Annotated in this window: 18 protein-coding genes; 9 read left to right on the top strand and 9 right to left on the bottom strand. The window is 35.3% G+C overall.

Translation table 11 applies throughout. The features are described from left to right. The first annotated feature begins 320 nt into the window (after positions 1-320). From G3A47_RS17975 to G3A47_RS24025, 3 genes are all read left to right on the top strand, one after another. Entirely contained in the window at positions 321-1,907 is a 1,587-nt protein-coding gene (locus tag G3A47_RS17975) for a trehalose-phosphatase (RefSeq protein WP_166924828.1), read from the top strand. 102 nt (positions 1,908-2,009) lie between these two features. Then, positions 2,010-4,247 carry a hypothetical protein gene (locus G3A47_RS17970; RefSeq protein WP_166924826.1) on the top strand — a complete coding sequence of 746 codons (2,238 nt, stop codon included), beginning with the start codon at positions 2,010-2,012 and terminating at the stop codon, positions 4,245-4,247. 185 nt (positions 4,248-4,432) lie between these two features. Next, positions 4,433-4,612 (top strand): DDE-type integrase/transposase/recombinase, encoded by a 180-nt coding sequence (locus G3A47_RS24025; RefSeq protein WP_166924890.1) that lies wholly within the window; start codon positions 4,433-4,435, stop codon positions 4,610-4,612. Between the two features lie 130 nt (positions 4,613-4,742). Here G3A47_RS24025 and G3A47_RS17960 read toward each other — a convergent pair whose 3' ends face one another. The 7 genes from G3A47_RS17960 to G3A47_RS17930 all read right to left on the bottom strand — a co-directional run bounded on the left by G3A47_RS17960 (position 4,743) and on the right by G3A47_RS17930 (position 12,710). Further along, positions 4,743-6,638, bottom strand: a complete 1,896-nt coding sequence (locus tag G3A47_RS17960) for a flavin monoamine oxidase family protein (protein ID WP_166924824.1) — start codon at positions 6,636-6,638, stop codon at positions 4,743-4,745. 1,779 nt (positions 6,639-8,417) lie between these two features. After that, on the bottom strand, positions 8,418-8,972 hold the full coding sequence (locus G3A47_RS17955; protein ID WP_166924822.1) for a fasciclin domain-containing protein: 555 nt from the start codon (positions 8,970-8,972) through the stop codon (positions 8,418-8,420). A gap of 148 nt (positions 8,973-9,120) precedes the next feature. Further along, a complete protein-coding gene (gene hemH / locus G3A47_RS17950; protein ID WP_166924820.1) occupies positions 9,121-10,134 on the bottom strand; it encodes a ferrochelatase in 1,014 nt (337 codons plus the stop codon). A gap of 122 nt (positions 10,135-10,256) precedes the next feature. Then, positions 10,257-11,141 carry an AraC family transcriptional regulator gene (locus G3A47_RS17945; RefSeq protein WP_166924818.1) on the bottom strand — a complete coding sequence of 295 codons (885 nt, stop codon included), beginning with the start codon at positions 11,139-11,141 and terminating at the stop codon, positions 10,257-10,259. Between the two features lie 48 nt (positions 11,142-11,189). Next, positions 11,190-11,741: a YceI family protein gene (locus tag G3A47_RS17940; RefSeq protein ID WP_166924816.1), complete on the bottom strand. Its 552-nt coding sequence runs from the start codon at positions 11,739-11,741 to the stop codon at positions 11,190-11,192. Positions 11,742-11,787: 46 nt separating this feature from the next. After that, positions 11,788-12,327: a YceI family protein gene (locus tag G3A47_RS17935; RefSeq protein WP_166924814.1), complete on the bottom strand. Its 540-nt coding sequence runs from the start codon at positions 12,325-12,327 to the stop codon at positions 11,788-11,790. A gap of 14 nt (positions 12,328-12,341) precedes the next feature. After that, positions 12,342-12,710: a hypothetical protein gene (locus G3A47_RS17930; RefSeq protein ID WP_053471238.1), complete on the bottom strand. Its 369-nt coding sequence runs from the start codon at positions 12,708-12,710 to the stop codon at positions 12,342-12,344. 171 nt (positions 12,711-12,881) lie between these two features. Here G3A47_RS17930 and G3A47_RS17925 point away from each other — a divergent pair, with 171 nt between their 5' ends. From G3A47_RS17925 to hemA, 5 genes are all read left to right on the top strand, one after another. Then, positions 12,882-13,271, top strand: a complete 390-nt coding sequence (locus G3A47_RS17925; protein ID WP_166924812.1) for an OB-fold protein — start codon at positions 12,882-12,884, stop codon at positions 13,269-13,271. Between the two features lie 27 nt (positions 13,272-13,298). Further along, entirely contained in the window at positions 13,299-14,138 is an 840-nt protein-coding gene (locus G3A47_RS17920) for a DUF5777 family beta-barrel protein (protein ID WP_166924810.1), read from the top strand. A 130-nt stretch (positions 14,139-14,268) separates the two neighbouring features. Continuing rightward, positions 14,269-14,703, top strand: coding sequence for a hypothetical protein (locus tag G3A47_RS17915; RefSeq protein WP_166924808.1), 435 nt, complete (start codon positions 14,269-14,271; stop codon positions 14,701-14,703). 20 nt (positions 14,704-14,723) lie between these two features. Then, a complete protein-coding gene (locus G3A47_RS17910) occupies positions 14,724-15,314 on the top strand; it encodes a globin family protein (protein ID WP_095955078.1) in 591 nt (196 codons plus the stop codon). A 223-nt stretch (positions 15,315-15,537) separates the two neighbouring features. After that, a complete protein-coding gene (hemA, locus tag G3A47_RS17905; protein WP_166924806.1) occupies positions 15,538-16,842 on the top strand; it encodes a glutamyl-tRNA reductase in 1,305 nt (434 codons plus the stop codon). Between the two features lie 809 nt (positions 16,843-17,651). Here hemA and G3A47_RS17900 read toward each other — a convergent pair. Both G3A47_RS17900 and G3A47_RS17895 read right to left on the bottom strand, forming a co-directional pair. Continuing rightward, positions 17,652-18,440, bottom strand: coding sequence for an anti-sigma factor (locus G3A47_RS17900; protein WP_166924804.1), 789 nt, complete (start codon positions 18,438-18,440; stop codon positions 17,652-17,654). Further along, positions 18,440-18,970 (bottom strand): RNA polymerase sigma factor, encoded by a 531-nt coding sequence (locus G3A47_RS17895; protein WP_166924802.1) that lies wholly within the window; start codon positions 18,968-18,970, stop codon positions 18,440-18,442. Before G3A47_RS17895 ends, G3A47_RS17900 begins: the two co-directional genes overlap by 1 nt. Positions 18,971-19,114: 144 nt before the next feature. On the opposite strand from G3A47_RS17895, the gene G3A47_RS17890 reads away from it, so the two are divergent. Next, the gene (locus tag G3A47_RS17890; protein ID WP_166924800.1) at positions 19,115-20,305 is read left to right on the top strand and encodes an NRAMP family divalent metal transporter; all 1,191 of its coding nucleotides are present in this window, start codon (positions 19,115-19,117) and stop codon (positions 20,303-20,305) included. The last annotated feature ends 162 nt before the right edge of the window (positions 20,306-20,467 follow it).

Raw genomic sequence — 20,467 nt, 5'->3', positions numbered from 1 at the left:
TCCTATTAAGTTTCTTTGTTTATAATACATGTGAATAATTAACTCAAGCTACTAGTTGAATAATAATGTATACTGTATTAAGTTTTGTTTAATTGATTACGATCTTACATTTTGCGAACATATAGTTATCTCAGATCACTGAAATACTGCAATAATACACTTAAATTCTAACGCTTGGCTTAAAGGCAATAAAATCCGCTAATAAAAGCATTTGCCCTTTTAGACTAGCATATTACATTATACATTATACATTTTACAACTACTAACAGGCAATTTGAACTAATTAAACAAATTGTTACGAATCAAAAATAATAGCATTTATGCCTAATAAAAATTTTCAAGAAATACCGGTTACATCATGGACGGTAACGGATAATGACGGCACATTAGTTTCATTACATTCTGATCCTACAGTTACCAGACCTTCTAAGGAAGTTCTGGAACGTATTAGGGAATACAGCTTTCAAAATCCAGAAATTGGGATCATGATTCTCTCCGGAAGAAAAGATTCAGAATTATACGACTTCTATAAAAATGCTTTCAATCCAGATCCCGATGGAGCAATTCCCAAAATAGTTCTTGCTTCAGAAAATGGTGCTTATATAAGGAGTGCTGTAAAGCCAGATGAGTTAAGGCCCCAATCAGAACCTTTGTCTGCTAAAGTTAAGGAAAGTATTAAAGGAATAGTTGCACGTGCTGCCGGAGCATACTATTGTGATAGTAAAGAATTAAATAAAGGGGGACTTGCTGTAGGTTTGGAAATAAAAGATTTTGGTTGTACCTGTCATTTCAGACATTCCGGTGACCCTCATGAAATGGAGAAATTAGCGGATATTAAAACAGTAATTTGTCAAGGTTTTCAGGAGTTGGTAACTAAAGATAAAAATTTGCATTTGGATCCCCATGCTGCCTCGGCGGTAACACTTGAGCTGGTATCAAAGAAAATAACTTTTGAAAAATTGGCAAAAAATAAAATTGAACTAAGTGGAATTGTTTCGAGAATTCCTTCAATGATAAGTTATACCGGAGATGATACCGGAGATTTAGCAGTTCTGGCTGCATTAAGTGCAAAATTACAAAAAAATATTTTTGATGGATATACTGCCCGTGTATGCAATTATAGTTCTACAAGCCCGGATGTTGCTACCAGGATTTGTAATAGTCCTGAAGAAACAAAAGGAAAAGAAAATTTTTACATATTAGGAACGAATTCAAAATCGGCGCAGCAAATGACCGTAGAATATGTATTTGATGCGGAAAAAGCCAGGCAGATGGATACATTAAGAAAAGAGTTAGTCAAATTTGGTTTAATTTCCCGACCTGAAATAGATGTTCTACCGGTTGTTTTATTGTCAACGGGAGATATACTCATTCAATCATCTGAGAAATATCCGCATAGTATTTTAGAAAATTTAAAGGATTGGACTTATAGAAAAATTGTTTTAATAAGTAATGATCAAAATTCAGATGAAATTTTAAAAAATATCGTAGCAGTAAATAAAAATGTCACTGCTGTCTTATCTGATAATCGTGGAATTTTAAACAAAATGATTCACGAGGTTGCAAATAACGAAAAAAATCTAAGGAACGAACCGATAGATAACACTTCAATTGTTTCAAAAAAATCTGAAAACTCAAACACTGGGACCATTTCTAAAATACACTATTTAAGAAGCATTGAGAACAGGTGTCAGGAACTAGGTTTGCTTAGTAAGGTAAACAAAGAAGAATTTTTAGGGAAAAGTAAGTTGAGAATGAATACCGAACCAGTTGCATCAGAGCAAGGGACAAGTTCTGTTCAGAAATTAACGCATCCTACCATAGAAAGATTACCTGATTTAGAAACAAGGAAATTGAATACCGATAAGTCTATTAAACCTCCTTTTAACAAAAAAATGAGATTATAGTAATTGAATTAAGGTGTGTTTATAGCAACTATAACCCCTTATAAAGGTTATTTATAATACGCACTAAAATTAAAAAAGTAGTAGTAACCAAAAGTAATTATTATGCCTAACGAAAATAAAACAATTCAACAAACTGATGTATATAAAGAAGAGACAATACCTTCTTCGATAAATCAAATAGAACAATCGAATTCTTCTGAAATGAAAGTAGGACCAACGGAAGAGATAATTTGGGAGAAGAACAGGAAAGAGCTACTGCAGTTTTTAAAAGAGACATCTCCGGCGATTGACATCGACGTTCATATTAAAGGAAAGATTACTGAAGATAAAATGAGTAGTTTTGCTGAAAATATATTTATAGAGCAAGCTAAAGTCATGGACAAAGCATTGAGGAATGAATATGATTACGACCCTGTTGCATGGTTAAATTCCTCAACCAGCAGGGCTCGCTTTTTAATTATTCAGGCAACTGATTATAACGCTCAAGAACTTGGAAAAGTGGTTATGAATGCCAGTCCTCTGGAGCGAATCTTAGTGGTAGGTTTAGAAGGGCCAAAGAAAGATGTATTCGAACAAGCAGTAAGAGCACAATGGCTTGAGCGACTTGGAAATAAGGAAAAAACGTATAAAGATAAGATTAAAGATCATTTTATGAGGAACGGATATGCAACAGCTATGTCCGATATCGAATTAATCGAATCCATTTCCTTAAAAGATTTGTTGGGGCCTCATCTTTACATAGATGATATGAATATTTCCTTCGAGAAACTATCTCATGATTTTCCTCATTTTCATGTCACCCTGGAGGAAATTTTATGTTTAGGAAATGACAACGCTCTGAGTGAGCAGTTGACGTACCTTTCCTTGGAAACAAAACTACCTTACTTACCGGTTTGCTCAGAACCATTTGGAGTAAACGAAAGTACGTCAAATTATTGGCGCTGTTTTGCTAAAGATTCATCTCAGTTTTTGAATCAGGTAGCTTCCGGAAAATCTGCTTTAACATTATTAGGAAAAGAAACCACAGGAAATGATACTTATGAAAATGTCATATTGTCTGATTCTTTTTTAAATAGCTTTACTATCGATTCTATTAAAGCTGACTTAAAAATGCGGGGTGCTACTGAAGAACATGTACAAAGCATAGAAGAAGGCGATATAAATTATTTAAAAAATTTGTTTACAGATGAAGCATTATATGCCGCAAATGCTTCTCCTCAGGCAATAACAAAAACAGTTTCCAAAGCAAATACAAAGTTAGGTGCCATGGGGGCATTAGCTGTTGGTAAGGCATTGATTTGGAATATTGTCAATCGCCCTGTGGCTACGGCTAAAGGTGTCGAATTTGCCGTTGCTTCTTTGATGTTGGATGGAGGCAGTGATTTAAATAAGGAACTGTTGGATAAAAAACAAATTTATAAAATGTTTTACGATAAAATATTGACTGGTGCAATATCATGTGGGAAAAGTCCGGACGAAGCATTAAAATTTGCTGCAGCAGAGTTGGTTAGTATTTATTCTAAAGTAGAAAAGGAAAATCTTTCCATTCAAAATCTGTTGAAAGAAATTTGTGGAGCAAATAATTGGCGAACTTTAGGTCTTGAAGCCGCAAACAAAGTTAGGAGTAATAACACTAAAGCTCTTAGTAGTCTAAAAGCAATGCCGTTTTTATTTGCAGGTGGTGCTTTAATTGGTGTTACTGGTTATACTTTAGGACTTTTATCTGGTATCCCTGCTGCTGTAGGGCTCACTCTGGGAACTGTTGGTATGGCAGGATCTTTAGTGTCAACATGCATTACGGGCTACTCAATACGCAAGCAATATCAAGCTAATTCAAAGAATTTACCATTGGCAAATGCATGCTTCGCTAATGCAAATAATAAGCAATTTGAAGTAAGAGGAGTGCGTATGCATGAATTAGAGAAAGGTGTAGCAGACGCATTAAAGAGTTTAAACAATCCCTCCCATACAGTAGAATTAGTTAATAAGTTATCAGAAAGTGTTACACAAACTATTGCTACAAGTAAGGATATAGTAAAACAGGATAATGCTTCTTCTAATTTAGAAACATGCGTGGTTGATATTGAACCTATGCCGCAAGAAAGAACTTTCACACCAAATTATAAAGATGCAAACAGTGGAGTTGTACTTTTGACAAATAATGGAAGTGGAGAGATTACAACGATAACAGAAGATAGTACTAATAGTAACTTGGTAAAACTAGGCAGTAGTTCAATAGAGAGGCAAAAAGTTAATAAAGAAACAAACAAAAAGGGAGCTAAACAGCCTGGTGATAGGAGCTCTAGTAAAGAGAGCTCTGTAAAGATAACGCGGTTGTAATTAATGAATTCATGCTATTTTAAAAACAATGCGCGCTCAGTCTTTTCTAACCAAAACAATTATTAATAACTAAAAGCCACGAGTAATAAACATTGATAAAAGTGGTTCTAACACCGCAGCAATTAAAGTTTATAATAGGTGTTTTTCTCAAAGATTAAAATTCGGTAGTGTAACATCTCAACAATATTGTCGAACAGGACCATCGGTTCGTTAAGTGGCGTATTCAAAACGGATTTGGTTTTAAAAGTTTTGAATCGGCCAGACGAACATTGTGTGGAATTGAAGTTGTACGTATGCTGAGAAAGAATCAAATGGCTGGACCAAGGATATCTATGTTTAAATCATTCTGTAAATTGGCGGGCTAACTTTTAAATTGCTTAAATTCTTATATTTGATTCTGACAGATGCGACAGAATCCGAATCAAACAGTATAATAAAAAAAAAAACGACGAAGAATACCTTCGACGTCGTTCCATTCATTTCTATTTAATTGATTTAGATACCTTCCACCATCAAACGCGTGTCTGGTAAATTTTTCAATGGCTGTATTTTAACCTCTGGTTTTGCCATTCTCGAAATTGCATTTAATGCAGCTGCAATAGCGCCTTCTTGCCAACCGGGAAGGGAGGAAATTTGATCACCAACAATAAAAAAGTTAGCATTGCCCGCATTTTTTGTTTTCGGATCTATAATTCCAGATCCTTGTGCAATAGCGTTAAATTGTTTCGTTGAGTAGTTCGCATCTCCAACGGCTTGCCAATATGCCCAGCCGCCCTTGATATTTGGCATGTTTTGCCAGGCTATGGCAACGCCTTCTCCCAAACCTTCGGCAAATTTCTTACCGAATTTACTGGCATCATTTCGAGCTTTGGTAAGTCGCTCATCAACGGGTAATTTTCCCCAATCGTGTGCTACTTTATCAAAATTGTAAGCGCCTGTCAGCACGCCTTTTTCGTCTTGATATGCCGTAGATGGATACCAAATTTGTTGAATTTCATTGTCTGTCCAAGAGATCCCTCCAAAAATAGGTACAACTCCCACTTCGGATTTTTCAACTGCCATTGTCTTGGGATTTATTGGGCTTCCTTGCCATAAAGATCGATTTGCCTGCCAACCCACTTTAGAGGTGCAGGCTAAGAAACGCGGAACGTATCCGTCTTTTCGCGCTTTATAACCCGGAGCTTGTGTTGGTTCAAACTGTGCCACAAAAACGGCTTCTAATGCATCTTTAAATTCAGGTTCAAGTCCCGATTTTAGGAGATCAGAATCTAGAATGTTTTTCAAAAAAGGCATCGCAAGGTTGCAAACACAATAATCAGCTTCGTAATAGATCGGTTCTTCTGTTCCAACTTGTCCGACCGAAATGATGTACTTCTCTTTAGTTGAGTCCCATTTTATTTTTTTTACAGGACTATTCAAAAGAATGTTTCCTCCCAAAGCCGCCACTTGTTGAGCAAAAGCGTGTTGCACCTGATCCATTCCTCCAACAGGCTGAAATAAAGTTGGTTGCCAGAGAAAATCTATAGGTTGGTAGAATTTCGTGCCTTCCCAAAATTTTGATTCGAGCAATTTATCAAAACTCAAGACATCGGCTACAATTCCAGCCGCAACACCAGGTAATACTTCATATCCAGCGCGTGTTTTTCCATCTTCGAAGCCAGGTGATCCAGCCGTTGCGCTATAGGTTCCATCTGCATCAAGCTCTCCGAAACTGACCATCAAACTTTGTAATTCTTCAATGCGTGTTTCAAGATTACTTTCACTAATTCCCACTTCTGAATTGCGAAGTAATTCTTCCGCATTTTTGTATACCATGTGTGCCAACCAACCTCTTGTATTATGATCCAAACGGCGGTAAACCATAGGCTCGCCTCCAAAACTTTCGTCCTTTTGAACCAAATTAGATTCAGAGTTCATCACATATATTTCAACGTCTACTGAAAAACGTTTTAAGTAAGAAAGGAGTCGTTTGTGACTGCTTGGAATACGACCAGGACCTGCATTAAGGTAAGGTTCTGAGTCTCCCACTGGGCGTTTAAATCGAACAACTTGTGGTTTTCCGGGTTTCGAATCGAACAAATCACTGTTTGCATCTTCAATGAGTGTATCTCCTGTGCGTAAGCTCATGCAGCGTCCTCCCGTTTTATGAGATGCTTCCAGAATGGTTACTTTTGCACCAGACTCTTGAGCGAGTAGTTCATACGCGGTGGTAAGCCCCCCAACACCAGACCCGATGATTATAACCTCCTTTCCTTCTAGTTGATTTGGACCAAGTTTAATCGCTTGACTGGTAATCTTTTCTTGCGTTTTTGTTGCTTTAGCCAATGCGGCAAATGCAATTGATCTTGGATTGTTTTTTAAAAATTCCTGACGACTTTTGTACTGTCCCATTTTGTATAAATTTTATGTTAAAAAATAAAAATTTTTGATTTCTATGGTATTCGTATTTTCTTTGGGTTAATCTCGAAAACGCTTTCTAACTCTTGATTTTATTTTCTGAAATTAATGATTGAAAATAAAAAAAATGAAAAAGATGTCGTTAATGAGGGTTTTTCTGTCGTGAATGGATGTTTTTTTGTTGTGAATAAAATTGATTTACTCCAATAAAATAAATTACTTTGAATATTCGAACCCCAATTTGCTACCCCTTATCAATGCTGAGATTTTATTTCTGCGGAGAGTATTATGTTACGATTCTGCCACAAAACTTAAAATGATAAAATGGTGGTTGACGGCCTCAAGGTTTTGTGGTAAAAAAGTTATGCCTCCATTTATGAACTATAGCGTCAAAAAAACAAGCCGTTAACTTCTTTTTACAAAAACTGCCTTAGTTTTTTGTGGTGAGTTTGATGGCAACTCCACTTACTTAATAATAAATATGAAGCAGTATTTCGCTGCAATGCAAATCCAGTTTGCGCTACCACACAAGCATTTATACTTTGGTCAATCATTTTTAAAGTTTTTAATTGAATCCCAGTTTACTTGTAGTTTCCTAATTTGTTAAGTTTCCTACTTAAGGCTAATATATAATTTATTTATTAAGAATCATCATACAAAATTTTAATTCGAATAAATTAGGTGTTTTTACGCAGTCTTATTTTTACAAAAAAAAAGTTATAAAAACTGCCTTAGCTTTTTGTGGCAAATTTGAAGGTAACTCCAACCTAAACTTTTGAGTACTTTTATAAAATTTGAAAAATGCCGTAAAACAAAAAAACCTGCGAATCTTACGATTTGCAGGTTTTACCATGTTTTTTGAGGTTTTTGAAAAGATTGAAAAAGTTGCCTTTTTACTTCTTTTACCCTTTTTGTGGGGAGAGCAGGATTCGAACTTTATGTGTTTAGATCCCGTCTTTGCTACGTATTTATAAATGTCTTGAACCTAATGCACCGATTCTGCACCCAAATTCAATTTTACTATTTCAATAAATCATGCACAAAAATTAAAACACTAACGAATAACTGACAGTAGTATTATTCTTTTTTGTACTACAAATATACCAAAAATACTTAATATTTACGGTTAAATGGAATTGTCACTTACACAGATTTTTCAGATTGAACTTTTCGTTTAACATATTTACAGTTTTAAATATGATTACATTATTTCAAGATTTGAAAACGAAAACTCAAGAGGAAAAAAATCTTTTTTAGAGATTGGGTGATTACAATATGGAAATTTAATTTCTGGATATGTAATTAATAATATTGAATTATCTTAATTTAAGTCCATTTCTAAACTGACTCTTTTTATTCGTTTTTTTACTGTTTAACTAGTACCTAGTTATAAAAAATAATCGATTTGTATGTCCTGTCGGGGGACCTCTACGGGACAAATTTCTATAAATTTTGTGGAAGATTTGAAGAGATTGGCTTACTGGAAGTAGGTACTGTCTTTTAGCGGCACTAAGAATTTGGTTTAGATGTCCTGTTGGGGATTGAAGCAGAAATATATTTAGTTTTATGTATTATTTTACCCAAAATAAAAAGAGACAGCCTTAATTTTTTGTAAAAAAAAAAGATATCAATTCCTTACATTTAAAGTTTTGAGGTGGCAATAAAATGGTAATCAAAATCTCTTATACAACTGAATATTAATATTTTGTCGCATAGTAATTATATAAAAAGCCCTGAAATTTCAGGGCTTAATTGTAATTTATTTTCAGCAAACTACATTTTTGGAAGCAGTACTGTATCCACTACATGTATGACACCATTAGATTGATTTACATCTGAAATTGTAACTTTAGCTTTATTGCCACTCTCGTCACTAATGTACAAATCTTTTCCATCCATCCAGGCAGTTAGAGTTCCGCCGCTAACTGTTTTTAAAGAAGCTTTTCCTTTACCAGCTTTTATTGCTTTTGCAATATCAGAACTATTCATTTTACCGGCTACTACATGATATGTCAATATAGTTTGTAATGATTTAATATTCTCAGGTTTCAATAATGTTTCAACAGTTCCAGCCGGCAATTTACTAAATGCTTCATTTGTTGGTGCAAAAACAGTAAATGGACCTTTACCTTGTAAAGTTTCAACTAATCCTGCTGCTTTTACTGCTGCTACCAAGGTGGTATGATCCTTTGAGTTTACCGCATTTTCTATAATATTTTTATTAGGATACATATCTGCTCCACCAACCATTACTGTTTTTTGTGCAAATGATGTCAATCCAAATCCTAATGCCAGGATTGCTGCTGCTAAAAATTTTCTAGTTTTCATAATTACTTTTTTTAAGTTATAAAGTCATTTACGCTTTAATATTCTTTTTGGTTTTAAAAGAGGTAAAAAAATAAATTAAAATGGATACAAGGGGCGAATTGATATATTAATAATGAAAACTCCAATATTGCCTATTGCTATTATAGCATTATTCAGCCCACTCATTAATCCAGCTGCTAACAGTCTGGCACCACTTCTGGTCGTCATTCAAACAGGGAATAGCCATGAAATTTTCTCCTCCATTTTTCTCAAAATCTTCTTTGGCGCGCATGGCAATTTCTTCGAGCGTTTCTAAACAATCCGAAACGAAAGCAGGTGTTACAACAGCCAGATTTTTAATTCCTTTTGCCGGCATTTTATCAATTTCAATATCAGTATAAGGCTCCAGCCATTTATCTCCAGCTAATCGCGATTGAAAAGTAAGACTGTATTTGTCTTCAGGAAGATCTAATAATTTTACAACTTGTTTGGTTGTTTCATAGCATTGATGACGGTAACAAAAATCATGCGCAGCCGAAGGCGTGTTGCAGCAAGAGCCATCAATTTTGCAATGTGATTTAGTTACATCTGTTTTGCGGATGTGACGTTCCGGGATTCCGTGATACGAGAATAACAAATGATCGTATTGAAATCCGGCTAAATGTTTCTGAATTGAATCCGCCAGATTCCTTATATAATCTGGTTTATTGTAAAACGCAGGAACATCTGTAAAAGTCATGTGTGGGAATTTCTTTTTACGAATTTCTTCTGCTTTTACTAAAATAGTCAAAGTCGAAGCCATTGCATACTGCGGATACAGCGGAAAAAGCAGTACTTCCGTTGCGCCTTTTTCATGCAGTTCCTGCAGTCCTTTTTCAATAGTCATACTTCCGTAACGCATTGCCAAAGAAACCGGAACGTTTACCAAAGGCTGTACTTTTTTCTGCATTCTTTCTGAAAGCACCACAAGGGGCGAACCTTCATCCCACCAGATTTTTGCATAAGCATGTGCCGATTCTTTGGGTCTTTTTCTTAAGATGATACCTCGGACTAATAAAGCTCTTAGTAAATACGGAACATCGATCACATATTTATCCATTAAAAATTCATCTAAATAGGGCTTTACATCTTTTGGTGTCGGGCTTTCGGGAGATCCTAAATTTACTAATAATACACCTTTCATTTTTTTTTTGGCTTTTTTACTTTAAGCTTCAGGCTTTAAGTATTTGTTGTTTAAATTGATGCTAAAAATAGTATTGGCTGCCTTTTAGAAAAAGGAAAAATCAATTTTATTTATGCTGTAATTTACAAAATCGACGCTGTTTTAAATTTGGTATTAACAGACATCAGGTATTTCTTTGGAGTTGTGGAAAATTTTTTCTTGAATCCCGCAATAAAGTGGCTTCCGGTGCTGTAACCTATTTTAAGCCCCACTTCATTTACATTGTAGGAACCGCTGTCAAGCAGTTTTCTGGCGAAATCCATTTTGTAATCAAACAGAAAACCATAAACGGTATCTCCGTAAATTTGTTTGAAACCTATTTTTAATTTTTTCATGTTCAGTCCAATTTCATCTGCCAATTGCTGTAATCCTGGTGGTTCGGCCATATTGGCGATAATGATTTCTCTGGCTTTTCTGATTTTCAGGACGTTATCTTCATCGATCAAAAATGGACATTGTCCTGCGTTTGGATCTTCCATTTTATTGAAATACAAACTCAACAATTCGTATCCTTTTCCTTTATAATAAAGGTTCTTTAGGGAGGGATGAAGGCTGTAATGAAACAACTGTCTCAAAACAATAGCCATCGAAGGACTAATGTTCCCTTCGGTATAATCCTTTTTTTTCTTATTATCGGGGCTTAAAATAGTAATATAATCTGCTTCAACAGAAAATAATGAATGAAATTTCTCAATCGAAACAATAACTGAAATCACCCATGAATTTGGAGAAAGCTCTAAATGAAGCAATGACTGTTTCTGCAGATTGCACAAAATCAGGGATTTTTCCTCTTTTAATTCTAAAGCATAATTACTCTGAGTGAATAAAAATCTGCTATTGCCTTTTAGTCCGAAATGAAACTGTAACAGGCCAGCACTAATTTCGTGCTGTGCAAAAAAAGATTCTGAACTGTCGTTCTGAAACCGCATAAGGGTAAGGCCGTCCTCAATTTTTATTTCTTCCTGCATTTTTTTTATATAAAAAATTATTGACTTTTCAAGATAGTTTTTAGGCGGTTATTGCCTATTGGACCCTAAGACTGCGGCAACCTGGATATTTATTTTATTGGAAAGCTTACTTTTAACCAAATTTGGAATTTGAATATTAAAATCACTAGCATTTACACTAAAATTACATGAAATGCTAATCCCTGATGATGATCTGCTTATCCTTGCAGCAGTATTTATATCCCTGGATTTTCCGTGAAGTTCTAATGTACCTTTAATGATAAAATCTTTGGGATTTACTGTTAGGCTTTGAAGATCAAATCCTTCTATTTTTCCTTTAAATACTGCTTTTGGATATTGGTCACTTTCGATGTAATTTTCATTAAAGTGTTCTTCCATTAAAGCAACCTTAAACTGGAAACCTTTCATCAGGGCCAAACTTGCAATCTCTCCTGTTGCTGGATTCAAAACAAAAGTAACATTCTTGTTTACTGCTTTAACTTCTTCAAAAGAAGGAACGGAAGCTTCAAAAGTAACTTTTGCTGATTTACTGACCATTTTTTCTTGTGATACGCCAATGGCGCAAACACACAGCATTGCAATAAGTATTGTTTTTTTCATTATTTCGCCTTTATTTTTTTATAAAATCATCCTGTTTTGCGAAGTCTTATTTTAAAACTGCAATAATTTGAATTTTGACTTTATTATCCAGTTTATATTTAATAAGCGCTGGAATTGGAATGTTGAAATCACTTGCATTTACTTCAAAATCAGATATAAGGGTGAATCTGGAACCCGATCTTGTAATTTTTGCATCGACACTTATATCCTTGGATTTTCCATGTACTTCTAGTTTTCCTTTTATGGTGTAATCTTTATAATCTTCTGTTAGACTTTTAATGTCGAAACCTTCAATTTGTCCCCTGAAAACTGCTTTTGGATATTTATCGGTTTCCATGTAATTTTCATTAAAATGTTCTTCCATCAATGTCATTTCAAACTGGAATCCTTTCATTAAGGCAAGACTAGCCACTTCTCCAGTTGCGGGATTCAAAACAAAAGTTACATTGCTGTTAGTTCCTGCAACCGGCTGAAAAGCAGGTACTGAAGCTTCCAGAGTTATTGTTGCAGATTTTGTTACTATTTTTTCCTGTGAAAAAACAATAAAAGAAGCCAATAGCATTGGCATTATTATGATTTTCTTCATGTTGCTGTTATAGATTATTTTTCTAATAATCCATCCTGATTCCATTTATTTATAATGTCGATAGTAGCTTGAGGCAATCTTGGTCCACCTTGCGGCATTAAGGAACTATCTCCATTTTCTAAAGAAATTCGTGTAAGCAATCCTCGGTTTAAAACTGCATTTTTCACCTGTTCATAAGTAACTAAAGACATTGGCGCGCCATTTTTAGGAACTGCCGCATGGCATACAACACAGTTATTATCAATAATAGATTTTACATTTTGGTTGTATGTTGCCAAACCATTAATTGGTGTAGAGTCAATTAAAGTACTTGGATCATCGTTGGCACAACTTACAAAAATTGATGCTAATGATGAGATGGCGAAAAGGGTTTTTAAATTCATAAGGCTGGTTTTTAGTTATAAATAAATGCATGATTTTTTTAAGGATCATCAGGCATTTCAAAATCATATACGTTGAAAAGAATAATACAGATTTGGCAAGAGGCATATTTAATGTTTTAAATCCAATAGGTATTTTTTAACGTAGATAATTTGAAATACTAAAAACCAGTTATGAGAAAAAAAATACTAATTACAATTTCCCTTTTTATAATAATCGGAATTTCGGCGTACCTCTACATCTACAAAGGGCATAGAAATATAGAATCAGAAACTGCCGATTATGTTGTAACCGTTAACGAACTAGAAAGAGAGTTTACTTCAAACGATAGTCTGGCTTACATCAAATATCAGGACAAAACAATTGAATTATCTGCACGAGTAACAAGTATTGATAAAGTCAGTAATGGAATTGTTATGAGCGAAAAAATATTTGTGACATTCAAAAACGGTTTGCCGCAAAATATTATATCTGGAAAAACCCTAAAAATTAAAGGGCGTTTTTTAGGATATGACGAATTGCTCCAGGAATTTAAAATAGACCAATCTTCAGTTGTACACTAATACAAATAACAATTTAAAACTAACCTCATGAAAAACTTTATTCTATTACTTTTTTTATTTCCGCTATTAACCTTCTCTCAAACCGATTTGCTGTCCGGAGTAGAAACTCCTTCTGCAAAAGAAAAAGTGACATCTGCATTCAAAGCCTTAAAAATCGTTAATCTTGAGTCTACAAAATTGGCCGCAAAAGGGGATTTGTATTTTGTTGTTGCACACCGATTTGGTTCTATTAAAGATGGTTTTGAAGGTTTCTACGGATTGGATAATGCCAATACACAAATAAAATTTATTTACGGTTTAACAAATGGATTTAATGTAAGTGCAGCCCGAAGTGAATTTGCTTATGACTTTGCAACAAAATATATGCTGTTTCCTCAAATAAAAGACGGTTTCCCTGTTACTATTGCTGGTTTTAATAGTTTGTCTATTAATAACACATTAAAAGAAAGTCTGTATCCGAAACTTCAATTTAAAGACAGGCTGACTTATGTTGCGCAGCTGCTGATTTCAAGAAAATTTTCTGAAAAGCTCTCTTTAGAAATTGTTCCGTCATTCTTTCATCAAAATTTTGTTGAAGACGTAGATCAAAGTAATACGCAATATGCGATAGGATTTGGAGGTAGATATAAATTCGCTAAGCGCTGGTCTTTAAATATGGATTATGCGGCGCATTTAAACAGAGCGCCAAATTCACTTTATAAAAATCCGCTATCTATAGGTTTTGATTTAGAAACCGGCGGACACGTTTTTCAAATGCATTTTACCAGTTCCCAGGCAATTGATGAAGCCGGATATCTTGGAAGAACCACCGGCGACTGGACAAAAGGAGATATATTTTTTGGATTTAATCTTGCCAGAGTTTTCTAGTATCTCCTTTATAATTAAATTATTAGGTAATTTCTGTATTTATAATAATTCTAAATTGATCGATTTGCTGCTATTTCTAAAACCGCATTGATGAAGTACACGTAGATAATTTTAAAAGCATAAAAAAATTATGAAAACTAATAAAATAATCAAAAAAGGACTTTTTATTCTAAGTGGAATATTTGTACTGTTTGCCGCGATTTTGCTTTTTCACATTATAACGGCCAAACCGCCCGTTTATGACACCCCAAATCTTCAGGTAAGCAGAATCGATTTTAAATCAGACATCGATTCTCTGCAGGCCAGAAAAATCTGTGCCGACCTGAGAAGCATAAAAGGCCTGACATCAGATTCTATCATCGTTAAAAGAAATGTTGTGGTGTACTTCCACAATAATAAAATTACAAACTCTGAGAAAGTTTTCAACGAGCTGATGGCTAAAGGACGTTATGATGCGCAGCGTTATATTTTACCAGCAAATTTAGCAGACAAAGAAGTGTGTCCAATGAATCAAAATAGTTTGAGCTATAGACTGTCTCAAAAGATAAATCGTTTTTTTAATTAACCCTTTAATACCTTAAATTTATGAAAGTTTATTCAAAACTTACACTTAGTGTACTAATTGCTGCATCGGCAGCTATGATTTCCTGCAGCAGTAATGACGACGAAACCCCAGCACCGGTTAAGGCTTCTATCTACGAGCGATTAGGCGGAACTAAAATGGTTTCTGATCCTGATAATTCCGGCCAGATGATCGAGCAGGGACGTTTGAGTTTCCGCAAAGTGGTAAATTCAACTATCGGATTGATTGTTGCTGATATCCAATCGAACGCGTCAGGTAATCTGCAGGCACATTTTGCCCCTTTATTAGCAGAAACTGGAACTACCCAGTCTACCAATATTGCTAAGTTATCAGATAACCTTACTGATTTCTTTTCGTTTAATACGGGAGGAACAAATGCTGTAAATACATATTCTGGTTTGAGTATGTCAGCTGCGCATGATCCTGCAAAAAATCCTCGTATGGGAACAAAATCAAGCAGTGCAGATTATACAAAATTTGAAGGATATGTTGGAGCTGCGGCCAATGCGAATGGCGTTGCTTCAAATACAGAACTTTATACTGATATTGTTGCTGTTTTAGAATCATTGAGAACTCCTATAGTTCAAAAATAAATTTTTTCTCAAAACGCTGCCTGAAAAAGGCAGCGTTTTATATTTCAATACTATTTGAAGTATATAAATATTTTTCAAAACCTGTCAGCTTTATAATACTTGGAAATTATATAAAACCGCAGTTTAAATCCATTTATTCCATAGTGATGTAAAAAGCACTTCCGGCGCTGTTATATAAATTCTGCAGGCAATAATTTTTGAACCTTTTAAGGAAAACATAAATATGGAAAATTTTAATATGTCCAGATCCTCCACTTTTTATGCATTGGGGTTAAGCTACAAGAAAGCAGATGCAGTTATCAGAGGAAAATTTAGTCTAGATGCTAAAGCACAATCTTATTTATTATTACAAGCTAAAGCAGATGGTATAGAATCTTTGATTGTTACTTCTACTTGTAATAGAACTGAAATTTATGGTTTTGCCCATCATCCTTATGAACTCATCAAATTGCTTTGCGAGAACAGCAATGGCTCTGTAGAAGAATTTCAGCAGGCTGCTTATATATATAAGAATGAAGAAGCTGTCAGCCACATGTTCCGGGTAGGAACAGGTTTAGACAGTCAGATTCTGGGTGATTTTGAAATCATCAGCCAGATTAAAACCGCCTTTAGCAATAGTAAACGGGAAGGTTTGGTCAATACATTTCTGGACCGGTTGGTAAATACTGTTATTCAAGCGAGCAAAAAAGTTAAAACTGAGACGAAAATTTCTTCTGGTGCAACTTCAGTTTCTTTTGCATCAGTGCAGTATATTATCCGAAATGTGGCCGATATTGGAAACAAAAATATTTTGTTATTCGGAACGGGGAAAATAGGAAGAAATACGTGCGAAAACTTAGTAAAACATACTAAAAACAGCCATATTGCCCTTATAAACAGAACAAAAAACAAAGCCGAATTATTGGCCGGCAAGCTGAATGTTATTGTAAAAGATTATGCTGATTTAAAACAGGAACTGCAGCAGGCTGATGTGCTGGTTGTAGCTACAGGAGCACAAAATCCCACTATTGACAAAACATCGCTTGCTTTACAGAAACCCTTATTGATTCTGGATTTATCCATCCCGCGCAATGTAGATACCAATGTAGAAGAAATCTCCGGTGTAACTTTAATACATCTGGATGATTTATCTCAAATTACTGATGACACGCTGGAAAAGAGAAAACAGCATATTCCTGCTGCGGAAGCCATTATTGATGATCTAAAATTAGAACTGAATACCTGGGTGAACGGCCGAAAATGTGCTCCGACTATCCATGCCTTAAAATCCAAGCTAAATGATATTGTATCAGCAGAATTTGCTTTTCAAAAAAAGAAAACAACCCATTTTGATGATGCACAGATGGATTTAATCAGTTCAAGAATTATTCAAAAATTAACAAACCATTTTGCCAGCCATTTAAAAAATGAAAACACTTCAGTGGATCAAAGCATTGAATTCATTGAAAAAGTATTTCAGATAGGACAGCTTGCACCGAATAAGGCTTCTTCACCAATAGAAGAAAAATACAAAATCAATCTGTCATAAATGCTTAATCAACTTCAGTTTCAAACTTACAGCAAAGTTCTGAAGCAAGTTACAAAAATAGAACCCGCCAGCTGCGCTGCACGCTGCGACGGGCTTGTCCATAAACATAATCTTCCAAAAAATGTTTACTTAATTCTGCATGGGAGTAATCAATTCCTCATTTGGTAAAGTTAGACTAATTAATTTTATAATTAGCTTTTTTACTATAAATTGCCTCACGTCATTGATCCATGTTATAAAAAAGGCAGGCCGGCGTACCAAACGCTTGAGAAGTAAACTAATTTTCTGCCTCAGCTGAGCAATAATTGATAATCAGAGAGTGAGAGTGGAAAATTCAATAAATGATAAATAGTTAACGATTTAATGGGGTTTCATTATTTCAATTACTAGAAATTTTAAAAAAGGGAGTATGGGGTCTATTCCATTTTTGGCGTTCGAATTCTGTTAACTTTTAACGTACTTTATCTAATTTTTCAAGTTGAAAGATTACTATTTGAAATTGCTGGTCAAAAATGGTTTATAAACATCGTCGGCGTTAAACGCTAAAAATGTTAAACTTAAACTTTTTAATCAAATAAAGTATCAGTCGAAAATATCTAATTATTGAAAGCAGGCTTTAAAATTCTACGTAGGCTGCAAAAAATTAAACTATTAGAAACTATTCAAATCAAAATTTGACGATGATTTTAGATTTTTTTACAATGGCTAAGGGGTTTGGGTAAAATTCCGCCAGAGTGCAGTATTGAATCCCAAAAAGCGCATATTGAATAGTATCAATATGCGCTTTTTAGTTAGGACTTTTTATGGAATTAGACTTTTCCTAAAGTATAAAGCTGCTCCATTGTAGGAGTAAGGCTTCCTCCTGCAGGTTCCAACGTGATGCCAAAAGCTTCAGCTGAATCGGTTTGGCTTACAGCGAAGATTTTTTGAGAGTTTTCTTCAAAATTATCCAGCAGACCAATACTTGTCGGTGTAAGCACCGGACTTAGTTTTAAAGACCAAACCTGGTAAACCATTCCTTTTGGAGGGTTTGGGAGACCTGCCGCGTCGATATAAGTCGTTTTTGTTTCTTTGTTCCAATACACTTTTGCAAATGATGCCGGAGATACTGATTGTCCGCCCAGAATAACGCTTGTGTTTTTAATGTCTCTCACAATGCTCAGATTTTTCTCAGTCTGTTTATTCTGCTGGTCTAAAAAAGCATATTCTCTTTCAATTTTATTTTTTTCGCCTCCAGCCTCAGAGACTGCCTGTTTAGATTTTGCCAGTTCTAAAGTCTGATATCCAAAACCTAAGAGCAGTAATACGGCAGCCGACCAGCTCAAGTACTGCGAACGGTTTGATGCTGATTTTATATTGATAACTTTACCATCGTTAAGCTCTAAAAGCGCTTTTGTTTTCTCGAAATTGGCAACCGAATGGAAAGGTGAGAAGCTTGATGATAAGGCTGAAACAGCTTTTTCTATAGCAATGATTTCACTTTCAACCTCAGGGTTTTTTCTAGCAAGTTCGGCAATTTCCAGGTTCTCTTTTTCTGTCAGCAGGCCGTAAACGTAAAGTTCTAAAATGCCTGATTCAATATATTCCTTATCTTCCATTATATCTTTAAATAATTTCTTAAATCGTTGATACAGTTTCTGTTTTGTGTTTTGATAGTGCCCAGCGGCATGGCAAGCTCTTCCGATGCTTCTTGCTGGGTATATCCCTTAAAGAATAGCAGATCAATAATCTCGATACATTTTGGTTTCAGTTTTTTTACGAATTCCTGAATTCCTATAGAATCAATTCTGTTTGTGAGCTTGTTGCTATCATCTAATAGATTTACGAAATTATCCGAAGAAAGGTTTTTTTGGTTGTTGTTGAAATTTTTGGACCGCAGTTTGTCAATAGATGTGTTCCTTGCAATATTAAGGATCCATGTGTAGAACCTGCCCTTGCTTTCACTGTAACTATCGATGTTTTTCCAGATTTTTACAAAGACTTCCTGCAGGACATCCTCGGCTTCTTCCCGGTTTTTTACTAGAACATTTATGACCGAAAATAAGCTTTTTGAGTACATATCGTAGAGATGGGTGAAAGCTCTTTCATCTTTTTTGCGGATTAGTACCAGTAATTCTTCTTGGCTCATAGGATTGGATTTAAAGCTTAAATAAATTTTAATTTCTTATAAAGTGGTAATGCCGGATAAAGGTAATTTATTTTTTACGTAACTGGCCCAAAAGCAGAAATAAAGGATATTACTTTCAAAATACCAATTTTCGGGGATTATGTTATGTTGATGTTCTTCTCTTGCACCGTTGCTTTTTCTATTTTCATAAATAGGGCATACGGGCTTTCCACATTATGGACGGCCCTTATTGCATTTCCCCTGATGGCTGCCATTCAGCAGATGTGCGCCAGAATTGGTCTGGTCACATCCCATGGCCTTACAGGAACCCTAAAAAAACATTATCCCAGAGCTGTATTGTACCTGATGCTGGTTTTCAGCTTTCCTGCCATTGTGATGAACATAGGGGCCGATATCGCGGCAATGGGGGCTGTAGGAAACCTGCTGTTTCCGGTTGTTGATGCGGGTTATTTCAGTGTCCTCTTTACAATAATTCTTTTAGGACTGATGATCTATCTGCCTTATCAGAGAATTGCTTCGGTTTTAAAGTACCTCTGCATTGTGATGCTGGTATATTTTATTGTCCCGTTTTTCTACAGGCAGGATTTTATTGAAATCCTCAAAGCTACATTTATTCCCGAAATTAAGCTGGACAGGAAGTTTCTGGCCATTATAGTAGGCATACTCGGCACTACTATTTCCCCCTATCTTTTCTTCTGGCAGGCATCGGTGGAAGTTGAAGAAAGCACGGCCAGGCACCTGATTGTAAACAAAAAGCTGATCCGTCAGATGAATAAGGATATCGATTTTGGAATGGCAGTTTCAGGTTTTGTGATGTACTTTATCATTCTAACGGCAGGTACTGTTTTGTTTAAAAGCGGCATCAATCAGATTGATACCGTTGAGCAGGCCGCCCTGGCGCTAAAGCCATTAGCCGGAAACCTGGCTTATCTTCTTTTTGCAGCAGGGGTAATAGGAACAGGGCTTATCGCAATTCCTGTACTGAGCGGTTCTATTTCCTATATCATTACTGAAACATTCGGCTGGGAGCAGGGACTTGGAAAAAAGTTTCATGAAGCAAAAGCATTTTACGTTATAATAGCCGTTTCACTGCTTCTTGGTTTATCTTTGAACTATATGGGAATTACTCCCATTGAGTCATTGATTTATACGGCAGTTCTCTACGGACTCACTGCCCCGGTGCTGATTGCGATGATCCTGCACATAGCAAATAATAAAAAAATAATGGGCTCCAATGTCAATGGATGGATTACAAACAGTATCGGTTTTGCGGCATTAATAATTATGACAGCAGCCGCTGGGGCATTAGTTTATATACAGTTTTCGCAGAACTAAGGATGCCAGTGATTTTTCAATACAATATCAAGCCTGTATCACTATACAAGAGCTGGCGCATTGCAGTGCTAACCGTTAATTTTCTCTTTATGGTACTCTTTTAGCTATTTTTCCATTTTCTGGAGCACCTTCATTTCCCAGATAAACAATCATAAGTAGTAA

This window comes from Flavobacterium poyangense (assembly GCF_011751075.1).
In the GTDB taxonomy this organism is placed as follows: domain Bacteria; phylum Bacteroidota; class Bacteroidia; order Flavobacteriales; family Flavobacteriaceae; genus Flavobacterium; species Flavobacterium poyangense.
This window is presented reverse-complemented; position numbering and strand designations above follow the sequence as displayed.

What these genes read in the sequence shown, in the direction of transcription:
- G3A47_RS17975 (WP_166924828.1), top strand. Translation starts at nt 321, where the DNA reads ATGCCTAATAAAAATTTTCAAGAAATACCGGTTACATCATGGACGGTA.
- G3A47_RS17970 (WP_166924826.1), top strand. Translation starts at nt 2,010, where the DNA reads ATGCCTAACGAAAATAAAACAATTCAACAAACTGATGTATATAAAGAA.
- G3A47_RS17960 (WP_166924824.1), bottom strand. Translation starts at nt 6,638, where the DNA reads ATGGGACAGTACAAAAGTCGTCAGGAATTTTTAAAAAACAATCCAAGA.
- G3A47_RS17955 (WP_166924822.1), bottom strand. Translation starts at nt 8,972, where the DNA reads ATGAAAACTAGAAAATTTTTAGCAGCAGCAATCCTGGCATTAGGATTT.
- hemH (WP_166924820.1), bottom strand. Translation starts at nt 10,134, where the DNA reads ATGAAAGGTGTATTATTAGTAAATTTAGGATCTCCCGAAAGCCCGACA.
- G3A47_RS17945 (WP_166924818.1), bottom strand. Translation starts at nt 11,141, where the DNA reads ATGCAGGAAGAAATAAAAATTGAGGACGGCCTTACCCTTATGCGGTTT.
- G3A47_RS17940 (WP_166924816.1), bottom strand. Translation starts at nt 11,741, where the DNA reads ATGAAAAAAACAATACTTATTGCAATGCTGTGTGTTTGCGCCATTGGC.
- G3A47_RS17935 (WP_166924814.1), bottom strand. Translation starts at nt 12,327, where the DNA reads ATGAAGAAAATCATAATAATGCCAATGCTATTGGCTTCTTTTATTGTT.
- G3A47_RS17930 (WP_053471238.1), bottom strand. Translation starts at nt 12,710, where the DNA reads ATGAATTTAAAAACCCTTTTCGCCATCTCATCATTAGCATCAATTTTT.
- G3A47_RS17925 (WP_166924812.1), top strand. Translation starts at nt 12,882, where the DNA reads ATGAGAAAAAAAATACTAATTACAATTTCCCTTTTTATAATAATCGGA.
- G3A47_RS17920 (WP_166924810.1), top strand. Translation starts at nt 13,299, where the DNA reads ATGAAAAACTTTATTCTATTACTTTTTTTATTTCCGCTATTAACCTTC.
- G3A47_RS17915 (WP_166924808.1), top strand. Translation starts at nt 14,269, where the DNA reads ATGAAAACTAATAAAATAATCAAAAAAGGACTTTTTATTCTAAGTGGA.
- G3A47_RS17910 (WP_095955078.1), top strand. Translation starts at nt 14,724, where the DNA reads ATGAAAGTTTATTCAAAACTTACACTTAGTGTACTAATTGCTGCATCG.
- hemA (WP_166924806.1), top strand. Translation starts at nt 15,538, where the DNA reads ATGGAAAATTTTAATATGTCCAGATCCTCCACTTTTTATGCATTGGGG.
- G3A47_RS17900 (WP_166924804.1), bottom strand. Translation starts at nt 18,440, where the DNA reads ATGGAAGATAAGGAATATATTGAATCAGGCATTTTAGAACTTTACGTT.
- G3A47_RS17895 (WP_166924802.1), bottom strand. Translation starts at nt 18,970, where the DNA reads ATGAGCCAAGAAGAATTACTGGTACTAATCCGCAAAAAAGATGAAAGA.
- G3A47_RS17890 (WP_166924800.1), top strand. Translation starts at nt 19,115, where the DNA reads ATGTTGATGTTCTTCTCTTGCACCGTTGCTTTTTCTATTTTCATAAAT.